Below are 15,056 nucleotides of genomic sequence, written 5' to 3' on the forward strand. Positions count from 1 at the left end.
ACAAAAAGTGGACAAAAAAATTACCGTGGATTCATATAAAAAGAACAGTCTCTTTTTCAGAAACTGTCCTTTCTAACATGATGTTAGTTGAGCCATTTTGGCGGCGTGTTTACGTCCCAGTAAATACTCCCCAAATCGTGGTGTTTTTGAAATTGATCTTTCCATGTATGATAGTGGAAGTTAAACCAGTACCCCTCTTGCGGCGGATGGTCACGGCGAACATGGAATCGAATTAAATCTTTTCCGGTTTCCCGATTATAAACATGGAAGATCTTTTCTCCGTACCCTCCTGCTGGTTTTTCACTGATTTGCAGATTCTGAAATTCCTCTTCCGGCCATTGTGAAGCCAACTCGGAAAGAACCATCTCGATTTGCGGAAGGATGGCTTCTTTAAATTCATCTTCAATCACCGGAGTAATTTTCGGACCGAACTTTTCGATGGATTGGCGCTCTGCCTCTTCCATCGCAAAGTCAATGAAGGTATCGGAATCATAAAACGGCGATTCTTGTTCGGGTTCCCATGATTGTACAATAATCGGCTGAGGGTCCTGGGGCCTCACATACCCTTCTTTCGTCGCTTTATCCGCTTTTACATCATCAATGTATAAATAATCAGGCGGCGTGACCAACCCGAAAGTACAAACGGTAATTAAGACAATCAGCGTTTTCCGTACCCATTTCGGCATCGAACTTCATCCTTTCTTCTTTCTCTATCTCAGACTCTATCGTTTTCTCTTCTATTATGTAATCCTATATTAACACGCTTACAAACTTTTTAACTCGTCTTTACTGAAATGTTCATAAACGTTCGCAACTTTCTTAATTATATAGACGGGCCCCCAGATAAAAAGTTTCAACTTTTTTTAACATTTTAGAATAAATGCGTAAGATTTGGTATACATTTTAATACAAGGAAGACGGTATGGAAGGAAGTGGACCGATGAATACGGTTTATATCGTTTCTAGCTTAGTTTGCCTTGTTTATTTCATTTTCTTATCTATTACGGATTAAAAAAGCACTGCCATCAGGCAGTGCTTTTTCGTTGGTCATTGTCTTGGTTGCTTCTGTTTCATACGTGACGAATCTTTCATTACGGCACCCGTTTCAGACATTGTCGTTCCTTGTCCCTGAACATTTGGCGCATTTAATTTTGATTTTGAGTGATCTTTTTTCTGTCCAGCCATGTTGTCACCTCCGCAGTTATTCCGCTCTAACAGGCGGTAAAATCCCGGCATCTTCATAAGGAGGGAACCGCCCTAGGAGCCTGATTAGTTCAACTAACCATCAATGGGCAATCCTGACATTGATGAAAGTTCTACTTTATCCTTCCCTTCTTTTCTTAAAACTATGAAAAGAATCAGCAGAGGAATTAAACAAGCTCGATCACCCCGAAATGAAACTTGGCCGTTTTGCGGCGGTAAACATTAAATCCATATCGCTCAAAACGCGGACTTTGCCAATGATCTTTTAATACGATCCGCTGCTTAGCGACACGCTTTGCCTCGTTTACTACATCTTCCGTTAAGGTCGAATAAAGGGCTACTTGCCTTAATCCTTTAATGCCGTCTGACTCTTCAATCGTTTCCGGAAACATCGGGTCAAAATAGACAACGTCAAAGCAGTTATCCGGACAACAATGTAAATATGCTTCAAAATTTTTATGAACGACTTGGATGCGTTCCATCGCTTCATTTATTTTTGGAATATCCGTCTGCCATTCCTGCAGCCCCCGTTTAACGAGGTAGGCCAAAAATCGATTCCCTTCCAGCCCGATGGTACGTCCTTCTTCTCCTGCAGCGAGACTCGCAATAATGCTGTCAGAAGCCAATCCTAACGTACAATCTAAAAAACTCATGCCGCGCCTTAATTTTGTGGCCTCTAAAAAAGGTTCACTTTCTCCATTTAGTATACGCTTTGCCCGAAACATCGCGGAGTTTGGATGAAAGAAAATTGGATCAGCTCCCTCCTTCGCATGAATTTCCAGACGGTTTTTCCCTACTACTAATACATCTGCTTCTTCGCGTTCTTGAATTTCTTTAATGGCTTCTTTTTTTCGCTCTATAAAAGGAATGTTTAAATCCCTGGCGATATACTGTGCTTTTTCAACCATCTCTTCATTTGTCCGCCCAGCTGTTGTAACAATCACGTTCATTTTCCTCCTTTTCTTTGAACCTTGACTCTCCAAGATGCATGCGGTGGAGAGGAAGTTCGAAAACGTAAGGAATCAGACTTTCCGCCGCATAGAAAAACTCAGCTTGGTGCTGAGTTTGTTTGAAATCTTCTTTCAGACACATAAAGTGCGGCATCTATTATCACATATATGTGAAAAATGCCTATATATTTTATCCGATTCTAACCGCCGATAAATATGTGCTGAGGGAAAGTTCATTTCATTTTCTAGTACTAAAGTATACTGTCTCCATGCAAAAAAGTCTATGAATATGATCTGACAAATAAAAAGAGGCTGTCCCATAAGTCTCGAGTTAATGATAAAAGTTGATCTATTACATATCATTTATCTATTTATCGTTCAAACCATCATCAAGTTAATATTCCATATAACTTGTGCGCCCTTTTATTAACAATGTTGATCAAATGCAGTCATAATGTTTTCGAAAATCATTTCAATCGGTTGTCCTTCAATATCATGACGCGGAATAAAATGGATTACTTCTTTCCCTTTCAATAAAGCCATGGATGGAGAAGACGGCTCAATTCCTTTAAAATATTCACGCATTTTAGCGGTCGCTTCTTTATCCTGGCCTGCAAAAACCGTCACTATATTGTCTGGTTTTTTCTCGGTGTGGAGAACGGCATGTGTTGCTGCCGGACGGGCCAAGCCTGCTGCACAGCCGCAAACAGAATTGACAACAACAAACGTTGTACCTTCTACCTTTTCCATAAATTGTTCCACTTCTTCGGCTGTTGTTAATTCCTGAAAACCGGCACGCGTTAACTCTTCGCGCATCGGTTTCACTAACTGACGCATGTATTCTTCATATGCCATAGACATAATTCGCATTCCTCCTATGATTGCTTTGACGGTAAAAGCATACTACAAACTCAGCGAGAAAATCAACGATATAGGATTCTTTCCCAAACGTCGTTTTTTATCTGTTAAAAAAGGATTCTGTATTCAAATCGATTAACACCACGAAAAATATATGGAAATAAATCGGTAAAATAGTAATAAATACCGAACTTTAGTAGGGATTGTCGAATTTTACTAGGATTAAAGTGGAAATTGTACTATTATTATCTATATAAATCCACATAAATAATTGGACATAAATAAAAAACATTTATGTCCAATTATTTACGCATAAGCGGCTGACAATCTCCCTTACGGGTTCTTGTCAACCGCTTATACGAGAACCTTTGTAAGCTTGTTCAAGATGAAAAAACAGAAAGACGCAAATAGAAGAAGGACCGGTGACAGAGGTTAAAAAATTAAGTGGGACTTATATATAACATATCCATCATTAGAGAGGATTTTTTTGATGAAACGGGTATTAAGACCGAAAAAACCGTTTTATATATTAGTAGGGACCATTTTATTCGCATTTTTCCTTATTTTACCTTCTAACATTACAAATGGAAAGGCAAAGGAATCCAGGCAAATACATCCGACTTCCTTACCTATGAAGCAGACGGCAGATGCAGAACAATTGAAAAAAGAGATTAATAGTTTGCATCAGCATAATATTTTGTCAGCCACTTTAGACATTAACCACCAAAGAATTGAGAAGCCTATTTACTTTACATTTGATGATGGACCTACAAAAGATACACCCTATATTTTAGATGTTTTAAAAAAGTTTCATGTAAAAGCTACTTTTTTTATGCTCGACGGTCAGATTAAAAAATATCCCGAAATCGCAAAACGCGTTGTAGCTGAGGGGCACGCGGTTGGCTGTCACGGTGTTTCACATGATATTCACAAAATCTATGCTCATGATGGTTCTGCTTTACAAGAGATGGAACAATGCAGCGAAACATTGAAGAACATTACAAACGTAGATAGTTCTCTTATCCGTGTTCCTTTTGGAAGCTTTCCTTATTTAAAAGAGCCTCATCGTTCACAGTTAAAACGGGCCCATTTTCAACTGTGGGACTGGAATGTAGACAGTTCAGACTGGGACGCAAAAACCCCTGGACAAATTGTGCAAAATCTAACACCGCAACTCACTCGTCTAGAACATATGGAGAAAACACCGGTTATGTTGTTTCATGATAAGGCAGTGACCGCCCACTCATTGGATAAAGTCATTACCTTCACTCAAAACTCGGGGTTCCAGCCCATTTCGATCTCAGAAACGATGCAGCCGCTGCAATTTCGCATACGTTAGTTCTTATAAAGAGTCTGACTTAAAATGACGATTCAGCACATAAGGGCATCGTGAAAGTACCTTTTTCAGTACTTTCACGATGCCCTTCTTTACAATTTTCTTGATTCTGTCATCTGCTTCCACACAGATCCTTTTGCTTCTTCTCCACCCTCAATTCGTTCAATGGCCATTTTCACTTGCAGGCTTACCTCAAACTCCGGATCATTTTCTGCTTCTTTTAATGCTTCTAATGCGCTCTCATTCCCTACTTCATATAAAAACATGGCTGCACGCCAGCGAACAAGTTTATTTTTATCCTTCAATGCGGCACACATTGCTGGAATGGCTTCTTCATATCCCAGATCGGATAAACAGTCTCCTGCCGTCCGGCGAACGGTGACAGATTTGTCTTTTAACGCCTCATATAAATATGGCAGTACCTCTTTTGTTTCCAGCATCCCTAAATAAACAGTTGCTAAACGGCGGATAGATGCTTTTTCATCATGAAGCGCCTGTTCAAGTACTGGCAGATCTTCCACTGTTGGATTCATTTGTTCCAAATGAGCATAGCGCTTGGACCAATCTTCTTCCTCTAACATATCGAGTGTGACTTTGTACGTTTGGCGAGGCTGAACCTGTTTTCCTCCTTCTTTTTCCTGTTTCACTGCATTCACAAGACGGTCAAGGCGTTCTTGTGGATAAGCAGCGTCCAATTCATCTACCACATCTTGGCCGATATCTTTCAACTCACCGTAACGAACACCTTGTTCTTTCCATTTTCGCTCAAGCACCACATTGTCTGATAGGCTTTGCAGTTTGACAATCGCCCCTTTAAAACGGTCAGGCAGGCCAAACCTCTCTTCATGCATGTCGTCTGTTAATTTGACCTGCATTGGAATACTTTTAAACATTTGTACAAACACTTTGACTTCACCGAAATGGTCATTTAGCGCGTTTTGTCCGCCGCTTCCTTCTGCCACTTCTTCACCGAATGATGCACGCACTTGGGGTAAAATGTGTTTCCAATCGTATTTAGCATGACGTTCCACCGCTAAAAAGTCAGCCACATGATAAACACCCTTAACCCCTTCTATTTTTAAAATATCTTGAATCACAGGAGGAGCTCCCTCTGCATTTTTATCATTATAATTATTGCTTTTGCCGGCTGGAAGCTCTTGATCTAAATTAATTTTCATCGTATTTGGACTCGGAGTCGGCTCGATTGATTTAATTTTCATGTTGACGCCTCCTTTGTTCACTTTTCTCGATTGTAGCATATACCGAATTTTTAAGTCTAATCAGGAGATCGGAAGGGGCTGTCTCATGAGCTTTGCATTTCTTCCACGATTTCCGACAGCTCAGCCCAACGGTCAAGAAGCCGGTTCAGTTCATCGTTCACTTCTTCCTGCTCCTGTGTTAAGCGGTGCGCTTTTTCAAAGTCACTGCCGGATGCTTCAATGTCGGAAGCGATTTGTTCCAGCTTTTCTTCTAAAGCGGCAATTTTGTCTTCGATTTCGTCCCATTCGCGCTGTTCATTATACGATAATTTTCGTTTTTTCGTTTTTTCAGCTTGCTGCGGTTTTTCCTCTTTGATTTTCGGCATCGCTTCGATTTTCGCCTGGTTCTGAAGCTTTTCTTCCAAATAATCCGTATAGGCTCCGTAATAAGTAGAAATTGTACCATTTCCTTCAAATACTAATAAGTAATCAACTACCTTATCCAGGAAATAGCGATCATGTGAAACAGTTAAAACGACTCCTGGAAACTCTTCGAGGTAATCTTCCAGCACCGTTAACGTCTGCGTATCCAAATCGTTCGTTGGTTCATCCAATAAAAGGACATTGGGGGCCGTCATTAATAGTTTTAATAAATAAAGGCGTCTGCGTTCGCCTCCTGACAGCTTTCGAAGAAGCGTGCCGTGCGTATGTGAAGGGAATAGGAACCGCTCAAGCATTTGTGAAGCGGATAGCACTTTCCCATCTGTTGTATGAATGACTTCCGCCGATTCTTTAATGTAGTCAATCATTCTCTGGTTTAGGTTCATATCGTCGCTTTCTTGTGTATAGTAAGCGATTTTGACTGTTTGGCCGGTATCGATTTCACCACTGTCAGGCTGAATGCGTCCAGCAATCATGTTTAAAAGCGTAGACTTGCCGCTGCCATTTGATCCCACCACCCCGATGCGATCGCTCTTTTTCACGATATGGGTGAAATTGCGGAAAATGGTTTTCTCTTCGTATGACTTAGACACATCTTTGAACTCAAATACTTTTTTCCCTAGGCGGCTTCCAGCCAGGCTCATATCGAGTTTCTCAGATTGCGATCGATCAAGCTTAGAGTCCAACTGCTCAAATCGTTGAATTCTTGCTTTTTGCTTCGTTGTTCGCGCTTTGGCTCCACGGCGAATCCAGGCAAGCTCGTTTCGGTATAAATTGTGCAGTTTCGCCTGTGACGCCTGTTCCTGCTCTTCGCGAATGGCCTTTGCTTCCAGGAATGCCGCATAATTCCCCGTATAGCTGTATAGTGTTCCTTTATCCAACTCAAAAATGCGGTTGGTTACCGCATCCAAAAAGTATCGGTCATGTGTAACAAGCAACAGTGCACCCTGATAACGGGCCAGATACTCTTCGAGCCATTTCACTGTTTCATAATCAAGATGGTTCGTCGGTTCATCCAAAATGAGCAAATCCGGGGTTTCAATCAATACCCGGGCGAGTGCTACGCGTTTTTTTTGTCCCCCTGATAACTCCCCCATTTTCTGGCGCATATTCGTAATCCCCAGCTTTGTTAAAATCGCCTGGGCACTCGAATTCGTTTCCCATGCATTCATCGCGTCCATTTTTTGCTGGAGTTTATATAAGGTTTCCTGGTGTTTCTCGTTACCGGAATCTTGCTCAAGGTCATATAAAGCAAGCTCATATTCCTTTAACAAGCTCAATAAGGGCGTATCACCGCTGAACACTTGCTCGATAACCGTTAAGCTTTCGTCAAAATCCGGCTGCTGTGCCAGGTAGCTGATATGGTAATCTTTCGAATGAGTCATATCACCCGAATCCGCAAACTCAAGCCCTGCAATGATTTTCAAAAGCGTTGATTTCCCTGTACCATTCACCCCAATCAAGCCCGCACGCTCCTGGTCGGAAATCGTAAACGTAATGTTTTGAAAAAGTTCCTTTTCACCATACGTTTTTGTAATGTTTTCCACCGTTAACATTTTCACTGCAAACCATTCCATTCTTTCATAAATTGTTGTAAAAATCTTTCCATATGTTCATGGCGTTCTTCCGCCAGCTGTTTCGCTGCAGACGTATTCATCAAATCTTTCAGCTTTAGCAGTTTTTCATAAAAATGATGAACAGCCGTACTTTTCCCCTGTCTGTATTCCTTTTCCGTCAGCGTCTCCCGTACTTTAACTTCTTCATCATACATGGCATGCCCTTTTGCACCAGCATACATGAATGTACGGGCAATTCCGATCGCTCCAATGGCATCAAGGCGGTCCGCATCTTGTACAATTTTTCCTTCCAACGTACTCATCGAAGGACGACCGCCTCCTTTAAATGACATCGTAGAAATAATATGGATGATTTCTTCCATTGCGATCGCATCCATTCCTTGTAAAGCGAGCCATTCGCGCAATTCCCGATATGCTTTATCGACATCATCGACGAGTTTATCGTCCACGACATCATGCAGCAGCGCCGCCAGCTCGATGACAAAGCAATTTCCTCCTTCTATCCTCGCTATGTAAAGGGCGTTATCCCGGACTCTTCGTATATGTTCCCAATCATGGCCACTACGGTCATGAGCCAACTTTTCTTTTACCCATTGTTCCGTTCGGATGATCATTTCTTCATTCATCATAAACCCTCGTTTTCGTTTTCAAAGTGTAACGTTATTGTATCATGAAAACGTCATTGATGTGGATTAATATAAAAAGGGCAGGTTTCCCTGCCCTTTTTATATTAATGCTTCGATTTCCTTTTCAATGTCTGCCGGTAAGGTTTTCGGAGCAAAACGGTCGATGACTTCCCCTTCCCCATTAACAAGGAATTTTGTAAAGTTCCATTTGATCATCTTTGAACCAAACACTCCCGGAGCCTGTTCAGACAAATAAACAAACAGCGGATGGGCATTTTCACCATTTACATCAACCTTTGCAAACATCGGGAATGTCACTCCATAGTTCAGTTCGCAAAACGATTCAATCTCTTGTTCGGATCCAGGTTCTTGCCCCCCAAATTGGTTGCAGGGGAAACCTAATACAACGACACCCTGGTCTTTATATTTTTCATACAGCGCCTGTAAGCCTTTATATTGAGGTGTGAATCCGCACTTGCTTGCTGTATTCACGATCAGAAGCACCTTCCCTTTGTATTGCTCTAGTGACACTTCTTCCCCTTTTATCGTTTTGGCTGAATAAGAATATACACTCATATAACTCTCCTCCTTACTTTTCATTGTAAAACCATTTCCCCCAAAAGCAAAACTGAATGCTCTTTTGGCTTACATAATAGGATGCTGGTCGTCCTTTAGGAGTTGAATGGTCTCAAGCATATAATCGATCATCTCAACGATATCATCCACTTGGTCTTCATATATGTAACGATTAAATTTGATTTTCATTTCATTTTTATATTCGTTCGTCCCGACGAGATGGGTCACTCTTTGCTCAACCGTCCGCTCTTCCCCCCAAATGGCCCGTAAATCTTCCTCATAATTCGCACACTGTTCAGGTGTGAAAGGACTCATTTGCGATAAGGTAAAATCGATCTCGATTAAACACCCCGGTTTCACTTGTTTATTCCCGGACAGTTCCGCATGAATATCGTCGATATGGGTCGTTAATAATAAAGAAGCAACGACGGAACCCGTTTGTTGAAACGAAATGCGATACATGCGTGAAAAGCGAGCCAAATCTACATAATCTTCACGGTTGACAACAGACACATGGCCTTCCAAATCGAGATCGTACACTTCTCCTTCGACTACGACCTTTAAGTTATCGAATACAATCGGATCAAACATATTCATCGTCCCTTTTCCATTTCATCTATGTAAGAAGCATAATCAAATGATTTACTGTTTGCAAATTCCTCTTTCGTTCCAGTAAAAAAAAGATGACCCAAAAGGTAAAAAACCATACCTTCGGAGTCATCCCCCTGAAAGGACCCGACACGTGAAATCCCATAAAATCAAACATTTTTCTCCCGGGCCCTTTCAATAAAAATGCTTCTGGTTATCCATCTTAAACTTATGGGGCAGTTCCTCTTCGGTATTAGAAAATCCCGACTGCCTGACCGTTTTCATTCACGTCCATATTTAAAGCGGATGGCTTTTTCGGCAATCCCGGCATTGTCATGATTTCCCCTGTCAGTGCCACTAAAAATCCTGCGCCGATGGAAGGGCGGAACTCACGAATGGTGATTGTAAAACCTGATGGACGACCTGGCTTTGTTTGGTCATCGCTTAATGAGTATTGCGTCTTTGCCATACAAATCGGCAAGTTGTCCCACCCAAATTTCTCGAATTGGGTGATTTGTTTTTTCGCTTTAACTGAGAATTCGGCTCCATCTGCCCCGTAGACAACTTTTGCGATCGTTTCCACCTTCTTCTCGATCGGATCGGCCACATCATAAATTGGAGCGAACCCATTCTTGCCGTTTTCGATGACTGCCATCACTTTTCCCGCAAGCTCAATGCCTCCCTCGCCGCCTTTTTCCCATACTTCTGTCAACGCGACAGGCACTTCCTGTTCGTTGCACCATGATAACAGTGTATGAATTTCCTGCTCGGTATCCGTGATAAATTTATTGATGGCTACGACAAATGGAAGGCCGAACGCTTGAATCGTCTCAATATGTTTCTCCAGGTTTTTCATACCCGCTTTGAGCGCTTCTACATTTTCAACGGCTAACTGGTCTTTAGGCACGCCCCCATGCATTTTTAACGCTCGAATCGTTGCCACGATCACAACTGCTTCCGGTTTTATATCACTCATACGAGCTTTAATATCCAGAAACTTCTCGGCTCCTAAATCAGCGCCAAACCCCGCTTCTGTCACCACATACTCCCCAAGCTTCGCTGCCATTTTCGTTGCGATGACGCTATTGCATCCATGAGCGATATTCGCAAATGGGCCGCCGTGAATAATAGCCGGCGTATGTTCAAGTGTTTGGACAAGGTTTGGCTTTAACGCATCTTTTAATAATAACGTTAATGCTCCTTCTACTCCAAGATCGGCCACCGTTACCGGCTGATCGTCTATGTTGTAAGCAACGACAATGCGGCCGAGGCGCCGTTTTAAATCTTGTAAATCCGCAGCTAAACAAAAGATCGCCATTATTTCAGAGGCGACCGTAATATCAAAGCCGTCTTCACGCGGAACTCCTTGTATGGGGCCCCCAAGCCCGACTACGACTTGTCTTAACGCACGATCATTAATATCTACGACACGTTTCCATGAAATTTTTCTTGTGTCAATACGAAGTTCATTTCCTTGATGAATGTGGTTGTCAATAAATGCCGCCAATGCATTGTTGGCGGCTGTGATGGCATGGAGATCACCTGTAAAGTGAAGATTGATGTCCTCCATTGGAATGACCTGCGAGTAGCCGCCTCCAGCCGCTCCCCCTTTAATACCCATGACAGGACCAAGGGATGGTTCGCGCATCGCAATAATCGCCTTTTTCCCTAAACGATTGAAAGCCTGGCCCAATCCCACTGTAACCGTTGATTTCCCTTCACCGGCAGGAGTCGGATTGATCGCTGTAACTAAAATGACTTTTCCATCTTCTTTTGTATGTAATCGATTCAATACATTAAGTGATAATTTCGCTTTATAGTGGCCGTACGGTTCAATTTCCTCTTCCAATAGATCCAATTGACCCGCGATGTCCATGATCTTTTTCATTTCCACTTCTTGTGCAATTTGCAAATCACTTTTATAGGTTGATGTCATACTCATCTGCAAACCTCCAGTACCCTCTTATGTTGCATAAATATGCTCTTATTTTATCATGTTCTTTTCTGCCCTTGGACAAAAAAGAATCAATTTTTGAAATAAACATGATTGTCAAATATTCTGTCTATTCTTATAATGTATATATTGTTTTAATAAAGGAGGTCTTTTTATTGCCCATTAACATTCCGCGGGAATTACCCGCAAAAACGATTTTAGAAAAAGAACGAATCTTCGTGATGGATGATCTTCGTGCCGTTACTCAAGATATCCGTCCGTTAAATATTGTGATTTTAAACCTGATGCCGGAAAAAGAAAAAACGGAGACACAATTATTAAGGTTATTAGGAAATTCGCCTCTTCAAGTCAATATTACCCTTTTGTACCCGGCAACACATGAAACAAAAACAACGAGCCAAATTCATCTGGATCAATTTTATAAAACATTTGGGGAAATCAAACATCGTAAATATGACGGAATGATCATAACAGGGGCACCTATCGAGCATTTGCCGTTTGAAGAAGTCGACTATTGGCCTGAACTTGTCGCAATCATGGACTGGGCTAAAACAAACGTAACATCCACTCTACATATTTGCTGGGGAGCACAGGCAGGATTGTATCACCACTTCGGAATTGAAAAATATAACTTGCCCCAAAAATGCTCAGGCGTATTTCGCCATCACTTAGTGGATGAACCGATTAAGTTATTGCGCGGATTGGATGACCAATTTTGCTCTCCTCATTCGCGCCATACAGATGTACACAAAGAGGCAATTGAGCAGCACCCGGATTTATTGCTGTTGTCTCACTCAGACGAAGCCGGTGTATATCTTGTCATGTCCAAAGATGAACGCTTCATCTTCATTACGGGTCACCCCGAGTATGATGCAGAAACATTGCAGCAAGAATATATGCGCGACCTGAGCAAAGGATTAGATATCCATATGCCCGCGTATTATTTTCCAGGGGATAATCCTGACAACAAACCTGTGAAAACGTGGCGTTCACATGCGTACCTATTATTTATGAACTGGCTAAATTACTATGTATATCAAGAAACTCCATATATTTGGGAATGAAAGAACCGCTACGACCTCGTAGGGAACTCTCGTTTCTAAAAACGCGGGCAAGCCTTATATGTCAAGGTTTGTCCGCGTTTTTTCATGTTCTGCATTTAATTTCCCTGATTTAATTGCGTGGGCAAACCTATACAAATTTATACATTTCTTGTTCCACTTATCTCCGTCTTTACTGGAACACTATTCTTAAGCGAATCTTTTACCATTAATCTTGTAATAGGACTCCTCTTAATTGCTGTTAGCATCTATTTGGTCAATTGCAAACCTAAATCAATCATAGAACAGAGTAAAAAAGTAGCCTGATTATTAAACACTGCCTTCCTCCACAGCTTCAATGGGAAGATTTCAGCCATGAGCTGCGCCACATTTTATGACACACCGGCAATCAAATGATGGTACCAAGTTTAGGTGGGCATCCCCCGTTCCACCTATAGTAAATTTGAAACGGGTGCTCAGGAACGGATGCCAGCATGTTGAAACAAATTAAAATGGGTTTTGAAGGATTAGGAGGCTGCAAAAGAATAAAAGCATCGATCTGTAAAACAAGTAATATAGATAACAGGCTCTCTCTATCTTATATGAATCCACCTAAAGAACCTTTAGTTGTAAGAAATGATTATTAATGCTTCGTTCTAATTGTTTGTTGAAAACACCTGAAATCAGTAGACGGTGATTCATTTTTGCTTTGGACCTTTTTTGGAGAAGAGCCGGTTAGAGCTGCTAAATCACTTGCTGGTATCTAAACTACCATGGAAGAACGATAAACCTTCCATAATCTGTGGCGCCTCAAATCGAGGCATGGTTGGCTAACGGGGCAGTTGAAGATGAAGAACAAAGTTTTAATGTAACACCCTATTTTTTGCTTTTAGAAGAATGATCATAATAGTTACTTTTGATTGAATCGAGAAGAATATGCTCCTTAGCGGCAATCATCACTTTTTCCTTGAATTCAGGCCGAATGAGGTGAATCAGCGGTTGTTCGACATCATTAAAATGTTTTAAAGCCTCAATCACCTGTCCATCCCAGTCTTTGTAAAAATGTAAAAGATCATCAGGGTTAACCCTCTTCCGGTTAGTACCTTCTTCTGGAATACATTCAAAAGATGTACCAATATTTAATGTTCCATAATCATTTGTTAATTGCTCACCTGGAAGAATATCCCGAACAGCAATTTCGAAATCATATGCAGTTCCTATGCAATTCGCATGAAAACTGTGGTTTAGGTATCTGCCAAGATCCCAGCAAAGAATATATTGACCGTTTTTATTACGATAGGAGTATTTATTGAGAAATTTGCGTCTTTGTTTATCCAATTTAGCCACAAACTCTGGTTCCAGTATATGGTCGAGCTCATCCAAAGCCCACGTTATAGTCCCCTTAGGAATAAATTTAGTTGCAAAGACTCCAAAACCTATCTTGTCATTGATGTAGCGGAGTTTTGTATATGGAAACAGCATGTGTATCATACTCCTTTTTATAATTGGTTTCTCCTTATACTATGCAATTGGGACATGCTTGGTTAGTTGGAATTTTATATAGTTTTGTTCTGGAGGTTCTATTATTAACGATTGGTATTATTGCGTTTTACTCTCCTCCTAACTTACCTTGGATAATGAGATTTTTAATTATATTTATTGGTATGGGATTTATTTTGTATTCACTTTTAAGATTGTTCGGACTAATTTCTTCTTAAACGGGGGCTTGTGTTGAAGATCGAGGATGGATGAGGCAATCTCTTTTCTCATTCGACTACTATGAAAATAAACTTCTATAATCTAGGAAAAAAAGGCAACACTAAAGAAGACGCAGCTTATTCAATTTTTTAAAAGGTGTAGCGCCTGATAAACAATAGGAATCTAGCGAGGTATTGATTAGGAGACTTCTGAAATGGTTATCTCATAACCCAATTTTTCAAGTCTTCGAACTGAGTTTCGTACAATAGCTGCTTCTTTTTGTTTATCAAAATAGTCTTCGCCTAAGTCTACATACATTTCTTTCCTTTGGAAGACTTTCGTTTACCCGGACTTTCATTATGTCTCGGCACCATGCTGCCCATGAACACAATCGAGCTGCACTTTTAAACTGTTTCTCCACGTATGTTCCAATTTCAGCTAGAATTTGTTGAGCCATTCGAGTGGCAACGCCGGGTATAGAATCTAATCGTTCGATGTCTTCTTGATAAGAGTTGACTCTCTCGGAAACCTCTTGATCGACTAGTTCAATTTGTTCGGTTAGAAAGTCAATGTGATGCACCTTGGTCGTTGGAGTCAGACTAACGGATGGGCTCTAGTGGCACCATAGTTCATCGACCTTCCTCACCCAGCCATAGAATCAGTATGGGCGATTTTTAACCATTTTCATTCTCTGTGGTGCGGCGTCGATTTTGCGCCGCATGAGTGGCTAACGGGGTAGGTTAGTGTAACAAGGTGATATTATAGAAAATAAAAAGGATTGAAAGACATGCCAAAATACATATCAGAAAATTGTTTTCAGAATATCAATTGGCAATCCGTCTATATAGAAAAAGTCAAAGTTGAAAACAATAATCTTCACTTAACATTTGAGGGTCTTGTTCCGAAAGAGTATTCCAGTGAATCCAGCCGTTGGCAGGGTTCCATCACGAAGATTGGAAATGCCCAGATTCGCCGTGTCCTTTGTGAATCCGCCTGGTCATACCGCCACA

15 protein-coding genes are annotated in these 15,056 nt (G+C 41.1%); 3 read left to right on the forward strand and 12 right to left on the reverse strand.

Going from position 1 to position 15,056, the window contains the following annotated elements; all coding sequences use genetic code 11:
* Nucleotides 1-83 precede the first annotated feature (83 nt).
* The 4 genes from ACFOU2_RS17750 to ACFOU2_RS17765 form a co-directional block, all read right to left on the reverse strand.
* Complete coding sequence (locus tag ACFOU2_RS17750; protein WP_377917449.1) at nt 84-686, reverse strand: YpjP family protein; 603 nt, start codon at nt 684-686, stop codon at nt 84-86.
* A 361-nt stretch (nt 687-1,047) separates the two neighbouring features.
* Nucleotides 1,048-1,185, reverse strand: coding sequence for a YuzL family protein (locus ACFOU2_RS17755; protein WP_377917451.1), 138 nt, complete (start codon nt 1,183-1,185; stop codon nt 1,048-1,050).
* Between the two features lie 185 nt (nt 1,186-1,370).
* Entirely contained in the window at nt 1,371-2,147 is a 777-nt protein-coding gene (locus ACFOU2_RS17760) for a class I SAM-dependent methyltransferase (protein WP_377917454.1), read from the reverse strand.
* Nucleotides 2,148-2,579: 432 nt separating this feature from the next.
* Nucleotides 2,580-3,014 carry a BrxA/BrxB family bacilliredoxin gene (locus ACFOU2_RS17765; RefSeq protein ID WP_377917456.1) on the reverse strand — a complete coding sequence of 145 codons (435 nt, stop codon included), beginning with the start codon at nt 3,012-3,014 and terminating at the stop codon, nt 2,580-2,582.
* A 487-nt stretch (nt 3,015-3,501) separates the two neighbouring features.
* On the opposite strand from ACFOU2_RS17765, the gene ACFOU2_RS17770 reads away from it, so the two are divergent.
* Nucleotides 3,502-4,350, forward strand: coding sequence for a polysaccharide deacetylase family protein (locus ACFOU2_RS17770; protein WP_377917457.1), 849 nt, complete (start codon nt 3,502-3,504; stop codon nt 4,348-4,350).
* Nucleotides 4,351-4,439: 89 nt separating this feature from the next.
* On the opposite strand, the gene ACFOU2_RS17775 is transcribed toward ACFOU2_RS17770, so the two are convergent.
* The 6 genes from ACFOU2_RS17775 to ACFOU2_RS17800 form a co-directional block, all read right to left on the reverse strand.
* A complete protein-coding gene (locus tag ACFOU2_RS17775; protein WP_377917459.1) occupies nt 4,440-5,567 on the reverse strand; it encodes a conserved virulence factor C family protein in 1,128 nt (375 codons plus the stop codon).
* An 83-nt stretch (nt 5,568-5,650) separates the two neighbouring features.
* A complete protein-coding gene (locus tag ACFOU2_RS17780) occupies nt 5,651-7,549 on the reverse strand; it encodes an ABC-F family ATP-binding cassette domain-containing protein (protein ID WP_377917461.1) in 1,899 nt (632 codons plus the stop codon).
* The gene (locus ACFOU2_RS17785; RefSeq protein ID WP_377917463.1) at nt 7,546-8,193 is read right to left on the reverse strand and encodes an HD domain-containing protein; all 648 of its coding nucleotides are present in this window, start codon (nt 8,191-8,193) and stop codon (nt 7,546-7,548) included. The genes ACFOU2_RS17780 and ACFOU2_RS17785 overlap by 4 nt, the downstream gene beginning before the upstream one ends.
* 96 nt (nt 8,194-8,289) lie before the next feature.
* Nucleotides 8,290-8,766, reverse strand: coding sequence for a glutathione peroxidase (locus ACFOU2_RS17790; RefSeq protein WP_377917465.1), 477 nt, complete (start codon nt 8,764-8,766; stop codon nt 8,290-8,292).
* 69 nt (nt 8,767-8,835) lie between these two features.
* Nucleotides 8,836-9,363, reverse strand: coding sequence for a hypothetical protein (locus tag ACFOU2_RS17795; protein WP_377917467.1), 528 nt, complete (start codon nt 9,361-9,363; stop codon nt 8,836-8,838).
* A 244-nt stretch (nt 9,364-9,607) separates the two neighbouring features.
* Nucleotides 9,608-11,296, reverse strand: a complete 1,689-nt coding sequence (locus tag ACFOU2_RS17800) for a formate--tetrahydrofolate ligase (protein ID WP_377917469.1) — start codon at nt 11,294-11,296, stop codon at nt 9,608-9,610.
* A gap of 167 nt (nt 11,297-11,463) precedes the next feature.
* Here ACFOU2_RS17800 and metA point away from each other — a divergent pair, with 167 nt between their 5' ends.
* Nucleotides 11,464-12,372 (forward strand): homoserine O-acetyltransferase MetA, encoded by a 909-nt coding sequence (gene metA, locus ACFOU2_RS17805; RefSeq protein WP_377917471.1) that lies wholly within the window; start codon nt 11,464-11,466, stop codon nt 12,370-12,372.
* 852 nt (nt 12,373-13,224) lie between these two features.
* On the opposite strand, the gene ACFOU2_RS17810 is transcribed toward metA, so the two are convergent.
* Together ACFOU2_RS17810 and ACFOU2_RS17815 are read right to left on the reverse strand one after the other, a co-directional pair.
* On the reverse strand, nt 13,225-13,830 hold the full coding sequence (locus ACFOU2_RS17810) for an SET domain-containing protein (RefSeq protein WP_377917473.1): 606 nt from the start codon (nt 13,828-13,830) through the stop codon (nt 13,225-13,227).
* A gap of 502 nt (nt 13,831-14,332) precedes the next feature.
* Nucleotides 14,333-14,503, reverse strand: coding sequence for a hypothetical protein (locus tag ACFOU2_RS17815; RefSeq protein ID WP_377917505.1), 171 nt, complete (start codon nt 14,501-14,503; stop codon nt 14,333-14,335).
* Nucleotides 14,504-14,833: 330 nt separating this feature from the next.
* On the opposite strand from ACFOU2_RS17815, the gene ACFOU2_RS17820 reads away from it, so the two are divergent.
* The coding region (locus tag ACFOU2_RS17820) for a transposase (RefSeq protein ID WP_377917475.1) at nt 14,834-15,056 on the forward strand (223 nt) is incomplete at its 3' end.

The organism is Bacillus songklensis, assembly GCF_042649685.1.
In the GTDB taxonomy this organism is placed as follows: domain Bacteria; phylum Bacillota; class Bacilli; order Bacillales; family Bacillaceae_H; genus Bacillus_BA; species Bacillus_BA songklensis.